The organism is Photobacterium lutimaris (genome assembly GCF_003025555.1).
Taxonomy (GTDB): domain Bacteria; phylum Pseudomonadota; class Gammaproteobacteria; order Enterobacterales; family Vibrionaceae; genus Photobacterium; species Photobacterium lutimaris.
Genome location: NZ_PYMH01000001.1, coordinates 1066913 through 1083640 on the forward strand (window position 1 = coordinate 1066913; position 16728 = coordinate 1083640).

The window sequence follows — 16728 nt, forward strand, 5'->3', positions numbered from 1 at the left end:
TATGACTAAATTAACGACACCTTCTGTATTGGCTTTCGAATCTAAACTCGCGTGCTCTGATGCCTTGATGTTCGCCGGTAATTGGCAACAGCGTGACAATGTTGGATCGTGGCAACCTGTGCCAGTATTTGAAAAATCAGTGCGCGGTACCATATCTAACCGTATCAAAGGCGCAAAAGCCAGTAAGATTGATGCCGAAGTAGAAAAAGCTAACCCACAAACAGTAGACAATGCGGCATTGCCTTTCGATGCCGATACGCTAAAACTGCAATTTACCTTGCGCGTATTGGGTGATTTGTCGACACCATCAACTTGTAACAACCCTGATTATCAAACAGCTTTGGCTTCTGTTATCTGCCATTACGTTGAAAGCAATGGTTTTAAAACAATTGCACATCGCTACGCGACTAATCTCGCCAATGGTCGCTTCTTATGGCGCAATCGTGTGGGGGCAGAGGCAGTGGAAGTGCGTATCTCGCACGAAGAAAAACAATGGGTATTTGATGCACACGAACTCAGCCTAAAAGCGTTTGACGCAAAAAATAAAGGCTTAACAGAAATTACCGCAGTTATTGAGCAAGGTTTGATGGGCGAAAAGGCAACACTTCTGAAAGTCGAAGCATTTAGCCAGCTGGGAGACGGGCAAACTGTATTCCCTTCACAAGAGCTGGTGATGAACTCAGGTAGCGGTGACAAAAGTAAGTACCTTTATCAACTGAACGGGCAAGCAGCTATGCACTCGCAGAAAGTGGGGAATGCATTACGCACCATCGACACATGGTATCCTCAGGCAGATGAATTTGGTCCTATTGCTATCGAACCTTATGGCAGTGTGACTAATCGCGGTGTAGCTTACCGTAAACCTAAAGCGAAAACCGACTTTTATAACCTGCTGGATAGCTGGTTACTAAAAGATAAGGCCCCGGGACTGGATCAACAGCACTACGTGATAGCAATGCTGATCCGTGGTGGTGTATTCGGGGAGTAACTATGAACTACTATCTGGATATTCAGCTTCAGCCTGATCTCGAAATATCAGCGCCTGCGTTGATGAATAACTTGTTCGCTATATTTCATCGCAGTACGGCGCAAGCTCTACCAGGCAAAATTGCAGTAAGTTTTCCAAGGTACCATCGTTCATTAGGAGATCTACTTCGGTTGCATGGCACTGATGTAAATTTGAACCAACTAATGGCATTACCATGGCTAAAAGGACTACGCGATTATATCAAGGTGAGTGCAGTACAAAAAGTGCCTGCCGACATCAAGGGATACCGAAGCATTTATCGTGTGCAAAAAAAATCGGTCAATAATCGCCGTAAGCGCTCGATTACCAAAGGCTGGTTGACGGAAGAGGAGGCGCTTCATTGTATTCCTGATGAAGGGCAACAGGAACTAAAACTACCCTTTCTGCAATTTAAGAGCTTATCTAGCCGCCAAAATATGCGGGTTTATGTGGCGTTAGGCGAGCTACTTTCTGAACCAAAGACGGGGCCAATAAACAGCTACGGTTTAAGTCGAGTAACAACTGTACCTTGGTTCTAATCTACTAAACCCTTTTTTTTACAACACCCATAAGTCACTGATTTTAAAATTGGCTTAAGATGAAGAAAAAAAAGGGTTTGCTCGCTGATTTCCTTATAAGCTCTTTAAAAATAGAATGTTAAACAGTATTATCTCCACTTCACTGCCGCACAGGCAGCTTAGAAATGTTATCTATCAAATTAAGGCTTTTTGCCTCGCTTCACTGCCGCACAGGCAGCTTAGAAAAACGCCGCTTCAAGCTGGCGACGACGCTGTTCCTTCACTGCCGCACAGGCAGCTTAGAAAAACATGAAATGAAAATCCCCGTAGACATTAACCTTCACTGCCGCACAGGCAGCTTAGAAATGATAGAAAAGAAATGTTTTGGCTGCTATGTCCTTCACTGCCGCACAGGCAGCTTAGAAACAGCAGGCGGTCAAAAGTTTATATATTCAAATCTTCACTGCCGCACAGGCAGCTTAGAAAAATGATTTCGCCAGCTAAATAAACGTCATGGTCTTCACTGCCGCACAGGCAGCTTAGAAAACTAATGTTAGCGGTCAAACGTCAATTAACGGCTTCACTGCCGCACAGGCAGCTTAGAAATCCACTTGCTTGCAAAGGTGCGCTACTGGTTACTTCACTGCCGCACAGGCAGCTTAGAAAGTAAGGGTTTACGGTGTATACTAATTACACACCTTCACTGCCGCACAGGCAGCTTAGAAATCCAGCTCGGCATAATGACCCGCCATATCGCTCTTCACTGCCGCACAGGCAGCTTAGAAAATGGCGCTACACGAGGTGATGGAGCTGGCCAATCTTCACTGCCGCACAGGCAGCTTAGAAATCGATCGAGACAATGGCGAACCAGCATTGAGGCTTCACTGCCGCACAGGCAGCTTAGAAAAATGTCTTTCTGTGACATTGGAATAACATTATCTTCACTGCCGCACAGGCAGCTTAGAAATCTTCTAAGCGGTCTATCTCAGCACGGGCCGCCTTCACTGCCGCACAGGCAGCTTAGAAATGATTAAACTTTGCTAGCTCCATAAGCGAGCTCTTCACTGCCGCACAGGCAGCTTAGAAACAGCGAAATTAAACTAACTATCGACCGTTTCCCTTCACTGCCGCACAGGCAGCTTAGAAATCAGAGCAAGCCCCATCCCTACAAGTTATCGACTTCACTGCCGCACAGGCAGCTTAGAAATTCAACATATTTCCCACTCCTGCGCTTAACGTCTTCACTGCCGCACAGGCAGCTTAGAAACAAGACTTGGTTAGCGTCGAGGGAAAGGTAGGCTTCACTGCCGCACAGGCAGCTTAGAAAACATATCAATTAGATTATTCATTGTTCCCTCACTTCACTGCCGCACAGGCAGCTTAGAAAATGCAACACCATGCTTAAAGTGGCCGTATTCTCTTCACTGCCGCACAGGCAGCTTAGAAAACCCGATTTGCTCTGTTCTAATTTCACTTTTTCTTCACTGCCGCACAGGCAGCTTAGAAAATCGAGAACAGGGCATAACTGGATAATGCTTCCTTCACTGCCGCACAGGCAGCTAGAAAAAACCTGTTTCAGCTCAATCTCCAATTCATACTTCCCCAGAGAGGCCTGCAACAAAGTACAAAGCAGAGAAAATGCTTCCAATGATCAAGGATACGTTACAACACCAATTGCGTGAATTGACCACATTATCACCCTATCGTCATATTCATCATAATTTGCTCAATGAGTTTCGCCTCCTGATCGAGAACAGCCCAGTAGATTCAAACGTTGCTTTATTTTGTAATGGAGGCTGGGGTCTGTAATTAATAGCCATTCAGTTGGATGAATTGATGGAGGGAAGGTGATTGAGGTCGCCCTTTTGACTCTGAAAGGCGCTGAGGGCTTCCGCCTGAAATACGGCCTAGACGGGATCTAGAGTATCATAAATGATGCTCTGGATGAGCTTGACTTGTATGTAGGCAAAGATCACTCTCCCTTGTACAGCCTGGGCATTGTTCTATCAAAAAATCTCCCGAAGGAACTATATGTTGTTTTATCTGAATAGCCACAACCAAACACACTGTCTAAAATGTGGTGGCCCAAACAATTATTTCAACGGTATTGCATGATATACAGAGCAAGGAACTTTGATACATCAGGCTGAATATTGGAACAGTTCTGCTTACCTCGTTTTGAGCGATTTATCTCCAAAAAAGAGATGCTAGAGCAGATGATTGGCTCCACGGAGCACATCTATAACAAATCAGGCGACTACGCATATATGGCTCATGGCTGTTTACACTGTACCGGAGTTCAATGCAATCACACTGGACGATATGAATATCCAACTGACAATAAACAAGCAATTCGGTTTGAAATGACTTACGACCCGGCCTTGTATTACGTCACCCCTAAGTGGTGCCTAAAAGACCGAGTTGGACCCATCCATTATGGTGAGGACTGACCCACACCCAAGAAAATTGAAGTAAGCGTGAATTTTAGTCAGTAATGCTTTGGTTAAATATCTATGATGCAGAAATGAGTTCCTACCATTCAAATCATCGATAGACGATATGTTACAACTTATTGGCAGGATGCTAGTTTAAAGCGATTAGAGCCATAAATTTTGTAAAGGATTTCTGGTGTGTTTTGCTGAGCTTCAACGTCGAGAGTTACCCAAGTTTACAATTTTCGCTTTTTTTGTCGTGAATATTGGGTGCGTGTACCACTCCCAAAGCCTATCAAGTATGGCTTTATACTCACTCATCCACCAAGGTAGAGTGTTTATGGTGGATATAATGCGAGTAGTATCCCAAAAGAATTGCAGGCAAGTAGAACATTGGGCTGACAGCTTTCCCGCACGAAAGCATCAATATAAATATCAGATACGTCACTAAGTAATCTACCCAGGCAATCTTAACAATATTCATATTCCAACCCTACTGTTCCTTATTCATGAATAGCAACTTACAGGCAATGAAATCTTTTACGTTACGTAACAGAGGGCAACCAATTCATACCGAACAATAAGGTTACATTATTGAAATGTTATCTAACTCTATTTTAAGCTCTTTATTGAGTTGATCGAGCCACGCATACCTTTCTCTATACATTTTCCGTTTAGGCCTTTTTACTAGCTCTATAGCCTTACGTTCACTGGTTATGGGTAATCGGTAATACCACTGATTATACTCGAAACCATTTTGTTCTAACCAAAGTTGGTCATAATTAAAATTTAGTTTTTTCTTATAGCGAGTATCGGAATACACGTGTGCAGAATTTTTAACTGCATAGCAATTTTTAATGCCATAGTAATTGATCAGTATTCGTAGCGCTTCTACGACAAATGCTTTAGGGCGAATACCATAAACAGTCTTGGTGAATCTCCGACTAAAATTGTCATGATCAACACTGCCCTGCACACCGCCAACATATACATCTCCACCATGTACCACGAAAGTAATAACATAACGTTTATTTCCAGTGCTATCACACAGTGCTAATGTCAGTTCCCCTTCACGACGGTAACTATCAAGAAATAACAGCTTGATTTCAAAGTGCTCTTCACCGATATCAAATGTATGTAAAGTCAGGCCATGCTGATAAATGGCTTGTCTTGCGACAGGTTTGATGTTGGCGTCCAACCACTCATGGTGGTTAACAACCACTTCAACAGCCTTCATTCGCGTTAAACCTGTCCTTAGGTACGGTCGCATGGCTTTAAGCGCAAACTCTGGCTGATTACGAAAAACCTGACGTCTTTCGCCATGCTTAAAGTTATCATTTAATCGCTTTAGCGGCTTACGGTGGATCAACCCTCGAAGAATGTACTTTGCGATACACTTAGGTTTATTGCGATAAGTCACTTTATAAGTACTGAAAGCATCACGGATCAAGTTCATTACACATACCAATAAAACAGTATTCTTTATAATCAAGGATAGGTTTCAAGTTATAGGGACTCAACACTCTCGATGTATCACTTTGTATAGCGATGTATTTAAGTAGGTATTTGTAATCTTTGAGCGTTAAAACATTTTATCTTCAATCAGTCAGCCTTGATCTAGATACTCTCCCCCCAGGGCCACTATAATAGTTAACGACAACTAGGTTTATTAATATTCAGTAGGAACAGGTGAAAAATGCAACAAGGTCAGTTGGTACCGCTAATTAAAACCATTAATGCCAGCACAATCATTGCTCTGATCACGCATTTTGAAAAAGACATTTACCCATTGCTTAGTGCGGCAGGTATCCCAGACGATATCTTACAGCAAAACCATGAGTACTTGCCTGAAGCGCCAATCAAAAACCTTTTAGGCATGATGGCTGAGCGGGCTGAACCTGAATTTTACGGTGAGTTGCTATGTACAGCTATCAGAGAATACTTCTTACCTAAAATGCTGTCGTACTTGGACCAACCAAGTACTATCGCAGAGGCCATTGAACAGATGAGGACAGCGGTATTACACGATTCACCCACCACCCAGTTACGTATCGAAATCTTCAACGACACGCCATGGCTTTGCCGCTATAAGCCGTTAGAGGATTCAGATGGCTACCTATGGTCTGAAATTTTTGCCATCCTGTTTCTTATCGAATTTATTCGCTATGCCAGCAAAAAGAACTGGTCGCCCGCTTATATAGCCATGCAATCCGATGGTGCCGACAAGTTATCACGTATATTGCAGTCTAAAGAAACCACGTTTTATACCAAGAGAAAGATCGCTGCCGTCGCCCTAAGTGATGAAATACTCAATTTACCCTACTACTCTGCAGCTAGCTTTACGGTGTCGGCTCCCTCAAGCATCTCTCCGAAAGAGATCTCCTATATCGAATCTATTTACCACGCGCTTGCCCCATATCTTTGTAAGCAGTCCATGACCATTACTGAGGCGGCAAAGATTTTAGGAACAACACCAAGAACGCTACAAAGAAGGCTTTCACAGGAACACACCAGCTTCAAACATATAAGAGAAAACATCATGCTTGCCACCGCCTGCAGGCTTATGGAAGAGAAAGCCTATTCACTGACTGATATCGCCGTAGAACTGGGTTATGCCGATATTGCGCATTTCTCACGCGCCTTTAGAAAGCTTACCGGCTTCCCACCCAAAGACTACCGAAAACAGTTTGTCAGTTAAGTGGGTTGCACCTGTGTGTTTTTGGACATAGGTGCATGTTTATCTGAGCAAACATTTTCTATCAAGGTCGCCGCACCTGTCATATAACCCGCCATTAATATCAACTGCCAAATACGGGTGTAGAAATTCATATCGATCAACTTGCTATCACTGGCAGCTACTGCACCGAATATCACCATTAGTGCTGAAAATACCCCTGCATAAATAGGGGCCTTCGCGGGCTCTCGATAAATTTTATTGGCAAAGCCCAAGGTAAAGAACAACATCATGGCGACCAAGAACGGGAACCATGGAACGGTAACCAGTAACTCATAGGCGATGATAGCCAGTAGACCGCCAATAATATTAGTTAACAGCAAAAATAGACTGAGTTTTACACTCTTGGGGGCAGTTAGCCGTAGCGACAATATTCCAATAAAAATCATGGTCAAAATCGCCCCGGTTACCTGGTAGAAATAACAAAATGCGATAACCGGAAAGCTGATTAGCAAGGCCTTATAGGACTCCTGCATTCTATTTTGTTTTTCTATACGTACTTGCTCTCGTGTTTTAACATCCACCGTTTTCACACTAGCCTCTACACGAGGTATGGCAGGAAAAAGCCAGTGCATAACACCAAAGACAACCACAGCCCCGCCACCAGTAACCATCAGTGCTTTACCAACCTGCAAAGCGATAGCAGGCTGCATTAACCCCAGGTAAGGTAGCAGTAAAGCTGAAATCATCAGCATCGTAGCGAAAAAGTTCCAATTAGGGTCTTGGAACAGGTAGTAGGCCCATAGCATCATTACTCCAACCAACGCCAGCATAATGAGAGGATATTCGGCCAAGCCGCTAATCACCGTAAGGGCAATCAGTACGGTCACTACCATGGATAATCCCAGCTCAGTCATAACCTGTTTATCAGCGATAGGCTTATCGACCAGCAGTTTGGCCACAAAGACCGGCATGATGTATGCCAGTGTCCAGTTCAAGCTATAAGCGAGGATCAACGACAACATGACGCCAATGACATAACGAAGAATATTTTGATTGAGCTCTGAACGCATCACTCTGACCTCTACCGATATTAGCGAATATATGAGAACCAAGTAATCACACGGATCCATACTTTACCGAACATATTCATTACGGAGCGTTCTTCGGTGTACATCATAATGTCGGCTTGCCCACCTACCCTCAAGCTTCCCTTGGGCATTGCCTGATCGAATCGGATCATCACAGGAAACCGTTGAGTTTGACGGAGCCATCCCGACTGATTAGCAACAGTAGCAAGCTGACCTGTTTGCTGGGTTTGCCCCCAGTTCACGCCGTAATCAATGCTACTTACCTCACCGGTAAACACTTCTCCCGGTACATTATCAAGCGCGATGTCCACTTTATCGCCCGCTTTAATATTACCCAGGCTGTTTTCACGGTAGTACGCCTCAACCCACCTTTCATCGCCAGAAACAAACGTCATCAGTGGCTGGCCTTTGTTGGCAAAAATCCCTTCATCGAGTTTGAAATTGGTGACTACACCTCTTGATGGTGCACGGATAATCGTTCGCTCCAAGTTCAGTTGAGCTTTTTGCAACGCTAGAATCGCAATTTGAATTTCTGTATTTTCGTCACCTATCGCACCCAGTTGCTTTTTGGCCTGATCAACCGAAGCTCTCGCTTGGTTTACTCGAGCACTTGCCTGTGCCAGAGCGGCATGGGTTTTATCTGCATCCGCTTGAGTTACGATGCCTTTTTTAACCATCGCAAACACTCTATTCGCCTGGCTACGTACATTCTGTTGATTGGCAATTGCATCACTCAACTGGGCCTGTGCCGATTCAACTGACGCGGTTTGTACCCCAACTTCCTTACCAGCTTTCTCTAGGTCCTCCTCGGCTTGCTTAAGTGCAATCACATAATCAGTACGGTCTAATTCTATTAGCGGTTGCCCAGCCTCAACAATATCATTGGGCTTGACATGCACCTTGGTAACCGGTCCGCTTACCAAAGGCGCCAAGGGAACAACGTTTGCCCGCACCCTCGCCATATCTGTCGTGGGTATCACCCGGTCAGAAATCAAATAGAACAGGAATAACCCTGCACATACCAGTAATACAAGGAAAGTAGCACGTCGTGGATCACTGGTTTTTTGTTTACTGTTTTCAATTGTGCTTTCTTCTTTGACTGTATTAGGGCTATCTGATTCCAATGCTGTGTGTTCTGCTGGTACTTTAGTTTGCTGGCTCATTACAACCTCATTGTAAACATACAATTAGTTAATAATTTTCTATGTCAGCATTGTAAGTTTTAACGCATAGAGTTCTTATCAATTCGCGCCACGAAGCATTTTTTTGCATTCGCCCTACCTACACATAACCAAAAGATGATAAGGTTCTGATTATCTGAACTAACTTGCTTATAAAACAGTATTTAGCTTGAACTTTTGGAAGCAGTGTCACATATTGTTTCTATTGATACTTTTATCAAGGTAGTGCTGACCCAATCAGGTCATACCATGGATGTAATCGGTAGTAGTAACTTAGATGATTGAATTTCCAAAGATACAGCTTGATCCTGACAACACATTTGCTTCTGATTTTGGCATACTGATCCACGACGAATTTAAAATTCTCTATGTGGATGAAAACCTATGCAACATCATTGGTGTTGGCAAACTTCCTGACAATATGTCACTGCCTAACTTGCTAAATTTGATTGTGGATGTGGACCCTGAACAAGCCTTAGCCCATCATCACCTTTTAATGGAAGGATCGGTAAGACCAAGGGTACTGACTTTCAAGGTCACTAAGCCTTCAGGAAAAGTCGCGCATGTACTGGTTGCGGAATCCATTGTGCAATGGCAAGGTGAAACGGCCATTCAACTGGCAATCATTGATATAACTGAAAAGTACAATGATTTTTACCAACTAGAGCAACAAGCGTCTATCGACTTTCTTTCTGGTCTAACCAATCGCAACCGTTTTGAAACCATACTCAGTAATGAGTTAAACAAAGCGCAGAAATTCAACTACCCATTATCATGTCTGTACATTGATATTGATGATTTTAAAGTCATTAATGACTCCTATGGCCACCAGACCGGCGATGACGTTATTCGTTTATTTGCCGATTGCTGTAAATCAAGTGTCCGCCAATCTGATTTTATCGGTCGCTGGGGCGGTGAAGAGTTTATCATTCTGCTTCCGCATACCTCGCATCAATTTGCCCTTTTATTGGCTGAGCGTTTACGTTGGCGTGTCAGCAAGCTCAGCATCACCATGCCAGATGGAGCGGTTAATTTCACTATCAGCATTGGGGTTAATACCCTGTGTGATAATGTTATATCTCCTGCGACTTTCTTGCACCAAGCTGATCAAGCACTCACCTATGCCAAGCGCCATGGCAAGGATCAAGTTGCATCATTTGAACAACTTACCACGCCACAAAAGTAGCCCGCTTTTCAATACAGGAACTTAACACCAAATGGTTTAACTCCGTTTTACCTATTTTGCATCAAGCATCAGCTTTCGCTTGCTGCTGGCGCGAATTGATAAATTCTTTTCGCTCGTTTTTTCTACACTTGAACGCGTCAAATAAACAACGAGGCGACAATAAAGTGAAAAGTCTTTGGAATAAAATTAAGTATTTTCTAACTACACCCTATGGTAAAGCTTACTTAGTATTTATTACCCTCACCAAGTTATATTTGGTGTACAAGTGGGCTTTGGATCATGTTAAAGACTTCGGCGGTGAAGTATTCGACTTTATTGGCGCATCAGTGCTTTACGGTGAAGCTCTAAGCGCCATCGTCTTTACTGTGCTTTGTGGCTACTACACAGTAAAAGCGGTGATAAATATATTCAAATCTCCACCAAAAACAGCGATCGCTTAATATATATAATAGAAATGGGAGCCGAGTTGGCTCCCATTTCTATATATTTCTCTTTCTCTAGTGTTTATCCACCAGCTCTAAGATATACCCCCAAACTTCTCCTTCTCCTTGATTTGGAGCGGGATTAGCCCACTCACCGGAGGTATCTACCCAGAATGACTTAATTACAAACTGAATACCGTCAGACTCAGTAATAGATAGAATCTCGTATGACCCTGTGTAACTAGGATGAGTCATCGTTAGGTGGACTTGCCCATCGACTAACTCCCAATTAAATGGGAAGTCGCCATCTTCAGGGTCAAGGAACGCTCCCGTGTTATCCGGATTGAAACGGATTGTCTCACCATCGTCATTAGCAATAAGCCAGGTTGTTTGTTGATCCGCACCTTTACCTACCAGCATGTCTTCAGTGAAATTCAACACTCGATTATCAGTCCATACCTGACATTGCTCGACTGCATCTTGGTACTCTTGCGCAGTCGCATAACTGGCAGGTTGATCTGCGACGCTATTCCAAGGTGTATCACCAATATCGCATAGTGGCAGAGGCTGGTTTTGCTCATACTCACGGAACACAAAACTCCAGACGTCTCGCTGTAATTGCTCGTCTTCTGGGTATTGTTCATACACAACAAAACTACTTTGATCGTCATAGTATTGTTGATGGGCCAATAGCATATACTCTTCCGGGTTGTTCACGTCCGGTGTCAGCTTTAGGAAACCCTCTTGAGTAATCATCCACTCCGTTCCCAGCTCCCCACGCCAATCACCAGCACGGATCCAATTAAATGTACCATTTTCATGGAACTGGTATGCCCGTGTATCACCGTCGCCTCGCACTCGTACATAAGTCATGCCAGCTAATGTGTTATTGAAATCATTCTCTATTGGGTGGTACCCACCGCATGTTTCAATCGCCTGATCAAAATCATCCAGACTCGCATTCTCCAGATCAACCGCACAACTGGTTATCATTGGTGGGTAAGTTGTTACCCGTGTCGCCCAAATATTAACCCGTTCTGCACCCTGGTCTTGCCACTGGCTGTATATTTTCACGCCGACATATTGCTCATCACTTCCTGTGAATGCAAAATAATCAATAGGGCCCCATTCATAGCGAATTTCGATAACACCGTCGCTATTCACGCTCCAGGTAAAGCCTGCAACGTTACCATCCGCAAATACAGTCTCACCCAGCCCTTGTTCATTAAAATGCCATTGTTGCAACTCTTGGCCATTAAACAGATAGTAAGACTGCCCAATAACCTCTTGATCCGTTATTCGAACGTAATAACACTCCTCTAGAGTGGCCACATAGTCTTGGTATTGTGGTTCACCAATAGGGACGCCGGCATCCCACTCGGTATTACCTTGATAACATATTCTGCCGTGTTGGTTGATGGCCGCTATGGCAGCATCCTGACTAAGGTAAAACTCCCCTAACCCGCTTTTCCAAGTTCCTGTGGATGTGTCGATTTCATCAGCACTGACCATCAATCGCCAATAGGCATCAAACCAGTTCCAAGGGTTATCTATATGCGGAACAGAAATTACCAGAGTGCCGCTTTGCGTATCATTCACTCGCCAATTAGGTTTGATACCATCATGGGTAAGCAGCAAAGGAACAAGTTGGTATTCACCACCCTGGACCGGTGTGAGTAAGTCATTATTCGTAACAACATGCCACTGCCGTGCCACTCCTGACTCATCATATTGGAATGACTCACTCAAGAGCATACCGTTATAGTCACTCAAGCCCGGTAGAACTGTGCTATCAATCTCATTAAGGCCGTAACCGCTATTTCTTAACGCCTCAACGATATTTGCTAGCGTACCTACCTGCTGTGAGCCCCATTCAGCAAAGCGGTGACCAACCCATAAGCCATTCTCTTGCTTGATAAAGATCTTATAGTCTTGTCCAATATCTGGCTCTTTAACGGTGAAATTATCTTCTGGCGCGCCAAAGTAACTATCAGGAACCGGAATATGGCTCCAATTAACGGCTTCGGTATATTCTAAGTCTGTTTTCTCCGTCCTTATTGCACTAAAGGAATTGAACATCACACCGTAAGGATTCTCCTCATCGGTTAATTTCCCTTCCTCCATTGACAGTAAATAGCGGTACCCGGTTATTGATTCTGTTTTTTGAACATCGTCAAATTCGGTGGTGACTTCATACCAATAATTACCGAGGGTATCTGTTTTGCCAGTGACAAAACTATATTGCGCATACTCTTCAAAATATGGCTGCTCTGGAGAAGCCCATATTGGTCGGAAGTGGCTAAAGGTATATTGCTGATCATTGAGCACGGAAAAGCCAATTAAGGTATTGATAACCCCATTCGCTTGCCAATCACGGGTGTCTTGATGGTCAATCACCACCCCATCAACAGCAGTGGAAATACCTTGATAGCCATAGTTCAGCTCACCACTTTTATCTCCGAATACCCAAGAGGCCAAGTCGAACTGCTCTAGCGTTGTGGTGGTTGTCACGGTACTTTGTTGTTGCTGGCTAGAAACTGTTAGATATTGTACGGCGTCAATACCCGTCATCATTTCATCAGCTATTTGCGATCTTAAATCAATATCATCAAAAACGCGATTATTACCGTTGCTTCCCCCTTCAGAAGCAGCATCAGATTCATCAATATATCGCCAATAACTTTCCTGGCTTTCTGAATATGTCCCAACATCGAACCATTGGCTTTCATATTGAACATTGCCATCAAGGTTATAGTCATAATAGCCAAAGCTTAACCGCTCAAAAGTACCATCAGTTTGATACAGTGCCTCGCTTTGCCATTCTCCAAATAACATGGCTGAGTCGGGGTCAGTATAGACAATGTTTTCAGTACGTCTGATATTGGCGTTATTAAGCATTTCTACAGTGATATCGTGACTAACCTGTAGCGTCTTAACATCCATCAAAATATCAACGAACACGGGTGAAGTGTAGGTATATTGAGTATCGATATCAGCAATGGACTTTTCCGGGTCATCGGGGTATTGATCACTATTATCACCAACATTATCAAAATCGCGGTCGGCCCATTCAGTGCTATCTAATGGGAATCTATCATCGACATCATCGACTGTATCACCATCATCATCAGTATCTGCGTTATTGCCGATGGTATCGCCATCAGTATCTAGCCATTCTGTCTTATCATGGGGAAATGCATCAACTTCATCGTTAACATCATCATTGTCATCGTCGGGGTCTTTATTATCACCCACTCCATCTAAATCGAAATCAGCCCATTCTGTCTTATCATCAGGAAATTTATCAGCCAGATTATCGCCATAGCCATCACCATCTGTGTCTTCCCATTCATCTTTATTATTTGGGAACTTATCGGCTAGGTTATCACCATAGTTATCGCCGTCTTTGTCTTCCCACTCTTTACTGTTATTGGGGAAGTCATCTTCTGAATCAGTGACACCGTCACGATCAGTATCCGCCTCAACTGATTTATTATCTTCACTGACAACACGATCAAAGTCATAGTCCTCAGGTAATACGTCCCCTCGGTCATCGATCAAGACTTGACCGACTTGGTTACCCTCTTCTATTGCTTTGGTCACTATTCCGTCGAGGCTATTCTCGTCAAGAACATCCTCACTTTCAGGCAGTACCCCAGCGGTCACAATCGACTTAGCGGACTGCTTAACCAATTTCACCGCAACAGTCGCACCGTTCAACTCGGTGTCTTCATAATCACTGGCGATTAGGTCGGGTTCAATACCAAACATCTGAGCAACATCAGATTTAGCGGCATCCTCCGTCATGCCGTCTTGGCGCATTTTGAAATCAACCATGGTCGTTAACGGCGACACAACTGAATTGCCGCCTGGTGCTGACATAACGAAATTCTTCGAAACCGTTGTTCCTGGGTTATCTAAGTCTATCGTTTCCTTCTGTATTGCCTTAACGACAATGGGATAAGAACCAGGTTCATCAATGCCGCTCACATCTAAGGTTGCTAAGCCATCCTTACTACGGACACTCGGCTCAACCCCTTGGTCAAATTGATAATCACGATCCATATCCAACCAAACGAAAGCATTATGCAAATATCCATCAATCGCCTTAATACTCATCGATGTTGTAGGCTCTGGTGTTGGCTCTGTAATATCGGTGATTGTGCTAGTGTCATCATTACAAGCCGCTATCATCAATAGGGTGCCCATCCCTACGGCGACAGCTATCGGGTGACGTTTCATACCTTCTTCCTTGTTATCCTCTACACAATGCCAATCCCAGATACAGTATTTCTGTGTTATTGAGGAATTAGCTACTGTGGTTATATAAAGGAAAGCATTTATTCGCATCACCCACATGGGGGATAGCGTTAACAACCAATACGAATAAATCGATCGTGATTGATATGCCTCAACAAAAGGTACGGCTAAAAATAAAAAAGGAAGCCGAAGCTTCCTTTTTACTCTCTGAGTGTGAGGGCGAAAGAATCAGTAGCGGAAAAAAGACAGCTGTTTACGTTGCTGCTCTGCTAGTTGTGATAACTCTTCACTCGCACTGGCACTTTGGCTGATACCAACCACACTTTGATTGACGAGCTCAGACATATTCACGACATTTTTGTTGATGTCCTGGGTCACCATCGACTGTTGCTCTGCTGCCGTCGCCACTTCGGTATTCATATCACCGATAGAGGTAATTGCATCTGTGATACCTTCGAATACCTCATTGGCGAGGCTCGTTAGCTCTTCTGACTCTTTCAACATCTGCAGTGATTGCTGCATACCATCATTGGCACTGGCCGACTGACGCTGAAGATCTTCGATGATCACCTGAATTTCTTGGGTAGACGCTTGAGTACGAGCAGCCAACATCCTTACTTCATCGGCAACGACAGCAAAGCCACGGCCAGACTCACCGGCACGCGCCGCTTCAATGGCTGCATTCAAAGCCAGCAGATTAGTCTGCTCTGAAATAGCCTGAATGACTTCAATAACTTTACTAACTTGTTCTGATTGTTCACGAAGATGCAATACCACATCCGCCGCCTCAGACATTTTCTCAGACGTGACTTTGTTTGACTGTTCACTTTGCGTGAACACATTGCGGCCTTCATCAACCATTTTCTGGCTTTGCTTCGCACAGGTATCCGCATCTTGCGCATTGCTACTTACATTATCCGCCGTGCTTGAAAGCTCATTAACCGCAGAAGCAACCTGTTCAATCTCAGCCATTTCCTGTTGAGCATTGGCTTGTGAGCTGCTCATCACCTCAGCCAACTCCGTAGAGGCGGCGGCAACTTCTTCACTGATACGGTTAAGGTGTGAGATCGTGTCTTGCACCTTCTCAATCGTATGGTTCAGATCACTACCCAGTTCGGCAATTTCATTCATTCCTGAAACATGTACCCGCTGTGTCAAATTACCTAGGGATAGTTGTTTTAATGTTTCACGAACATTCATAATCGGCTTAACGATACGGCCAGATAAGACCCACGCAATCACTAAGCCACTGACAACCATCACAAGCATGATGTACATAACGCTTTGCATCATTTGGCGGTACTCAGCATCGATTGCCGTGATTTCATCTGCAACATATTGATCAATGGCTAAGGTCATTTCATCAATAGATTGAATCAATTCGCTACCAACCTTTCTGAAGTCGGCGGCTAGCATTTCCGACTCTTGCAACGTCGCACCAATACTATTTTTTCGGGCAACAAATGGCTTTAATTCATTGCTTAAAAATCGCTCATAATTCGCCATTTTTGCTTTTACTGTGTATATATGCTGATTTAGACTTGGATTACGGGCTAATTGATCTAGCAATTGATTATTCAAATCAAATCCTTGCTTTACCGCTGTATCCAAATTCTGAAAAGCCGATGGTTCATAAAGCGCATAAATAGCACTAACACGTGCAGCGAAGCTGTTTTCAAGTAACTGCTGGGCTTGCGTTTTTTGCTCTAACGCAAACACAATCGTTTCACTGGTTTTCTCACGTTGCGAGCGGGATTCCTTCGTCACAACGGCAAAAGAGATTGCCATAATTACGCATATTAGCAAAACAGGAACAAGAACCTGCTTTCGGACAGAAATATTGTTAATAGTAAAATGCATGAATATAAATAAAAAATAAACTGTAATAAGAATACAACTTTACCACGAATTAGCGCTGGCATTTTGATTTTTATCAACATGACAACACCGTTAAATTA

Annotated in this window: 10 protein-coding genes and 1 CRISPR repeat array; of the genes, 5 read left to right on the top strand and 5 right to left on the bottom strand. The window is 43.7% G+C overall.

Annotated elements, in window-relative coordinates; translation table 11 throughout:
* Window position 1 precedes the first annotated feature (1 nt).
* Window positions 2-988 carry a type I-F CRISPR-associated protein Csy3 gene (gene csy3, locus C9I99_RS04630; RefSeq protein WP_107347642.1) on the top strand — a complete coding sequence of 329 codons (987 nt, stop codon included), beginning with the start codon at window positions 2-4 and terminating at the stop codon, window positions 986-988.
* 2 nt (window positions 989-990) lie between these two features.
* Window positions 991-1545: a type I-F CRISPR-associated endoribonuclease Cas6/Csy4 gene (cas6f, locus tag C9I99_RS04635; RefSeq protein ID WP_107347643.1), complete on the top strand. Its 555-nt coding sequence runs from the start codon at window positions 991-993 to the stop codon at window positions 1543-1545.
* A 137-nt stretch (window positions 1546-1682) separates the two neighbouring features.
* Window positions 1683-3091: direct repeats of the CRISPR family, unit length 28 nt; unit sequence CTTCACTGCCGCACAGGCAGCTTAGAAA.
* 1451 nt (window positions 3092-4542) lie between these two features.
* Here the strand turns inward: cas6f and C9I99_RS04640 are convergent.
* A complete protein-coding gene (locus C9I99_RS04640; protein WP_107347644.1) occupies window positions 4543-5412 on the bottom strand; it encodes a VirK/YbjX family protein in 870 nt (289 codons plus the stop codon).
* Window positions 5413-5652: 240 nt separating this feature from the next.
* Here C9I99_RS04640 and C9I99_RS04645 point away from each other — a divergent pair, with 240 nt between their 5' ends.
* Complete coding sequence (locus tag C9I99_RS04645) at window positions 5653-6654, top strand: helix-turn-helix domain-containing protein (protein WP_107347645.1); 1002 nt, start codon at window positions 5653-5655, stop codon at window positions 6652-6654.
* Here C9I99_RS04645 and C9I99_RS04650 read toward each other — a convergent pair.
* The gene (locus C9I99_RS04650) at window positions 6651-7703 is read right to left on the bottom strand and encodes a DUF2955 domain-containing protein (RefSeq protein WP_107347646.1); all 1053 of its coding nucleotides are present in this window, start codon (window positions 7701-7703) and stop codon (window positions 6651-6653) included. The genes C9I99_RS04645 and C9I99_RS04650 overlap by 4 nt on opposite strands.
* Window positions 7704-7723: 20 nt before the next feature.
* Window positions 7724-8884, bottom strand: coding sequence for an HlyD family secretion protein (locus C9I99_RS04655; protein WP_107347647.1), 1161 nt, complete (start codon window positions 8882-8884; stop codon window positions 7724-7726).
* Window positions 8885-9179: 295 nt separating this feature from the next.
* Between C9I99_RS04655 and C9I99_RS04660 the strand changes: the two genes are divergently transcribed.
* Both C9I99_RS04660 and C9I99_RS04665 read left to right on the top strand, forming a co-directional pair.
* Window positions 9180-10088, top strand: coding sequence for a GGDEF domain-containing protein (locus tag C9I99_RS04660; protein WP_107347648.1), 909 nt, complete (start codon window positions 9180-9182; stop codon window positions 10086-10088).
* 164 nt (window positions 10089-10252) lie between these two features.
* Complete coding sequence (locus C9I99_RS04665) at window positions 10253-10528, top strand: hypothetical protein (protein ID WP_107347649.1); 276 nt, start codon at window positions 10253-10255, stop codon at window positions 10526-10528.
* 57 nt (window positions 10529-10585) lie between these two features.
* Here the strand turns inward: C9I99_RS04665 and C9I99_RS04670 are convergent, their stop codons facing one another.
* The gene (locus C9I99_RS04670) at window positions 10586-14752 is read right to left on the bottom strand and encodes a hypothetical protein (RefSeq protein ID WP_107347650.1); all 4167 of its coding nucleotides are present in this window, start codon (window positions 14750-14752) and stop codon (window positions 10586-10588) included.
* A 246-nt stretch (window positions 14753-14998) separates the two neighbouring features.
* The gene (locus C9I99_RS04675; RefSeq protein WP_166645449.1) at window positions 14999-16558 is read right to left on the bottom strand and encodes a methyl-accepting chemotaxis protein; all 1560 of its coding nucleotides are present in this window, start codon (window positions 16556-16558) and stop codon (window positions 14999-15001) included.
* Window positions 16559-16728: the final 170 nt, after the last annotated feature.

Coding starts and splice junctions, on each gene's coding strand:
- C9I99_RS04640 (WP_107347644.1), bottom strand. CDS start 5,412: ATGAACTTGATCCGTGATGCTTTCAGTACTTATAAAGTGACTTATCGC.
- C9I99_RS04650 (WP_107347646.1), bottom strand. CDS start 7,703: ATGCGTTCAGAGCTCAATCAAAATATTCTTCGTTATGTCATTGGCGTC.
- C9I99_RS04660 (WP_107347648.1), top strand. CDS start 9,180: ATGATTGAATTTCCAAAGATACAGCTTGATCCTGACAACACATTTGCT.
- C9I99_RS04675 (WP_166645449.1), bottom strand. CDS start 16,558: ATGGCAATCTCTTTTGCCGTTGTGACGAAGGAATCCCGCTCGCAACGT.
- csy3 (WP_107347642.1), top strand. CDS start 2: ATGACTAAATTAACGACACCTTCTGTATTGGCTTTCGAATCTAAACTC.
- C9I99_RS04655 (WP_107347647.1), bottom strand. CDS start 8,884: ATGAGCCAGCAAACTAAAGTACCAGCAGAACACACAGCATTGGAATCA.
- C9I99_RS04645 (WP_107347645.1), top strand. CDS start 5,653: ATGCAACAAGGTCAGTTGGTACCGCTAATTAAAACCATTAATGCCAGC.
- cas6f (WP_107347643.1), top strand. CDS start 991: ATGAACTACTATCTGGATATTCAGCTTCAGCCTGATCTCGAAATATCA.
- C9I99_RS04670 (WP_107347650.1), bottom strand. CDS start 14,752: ATGAAACGTCACCCGATAGCTGTCGCCGTAGGGATGGGCACCCTATTG.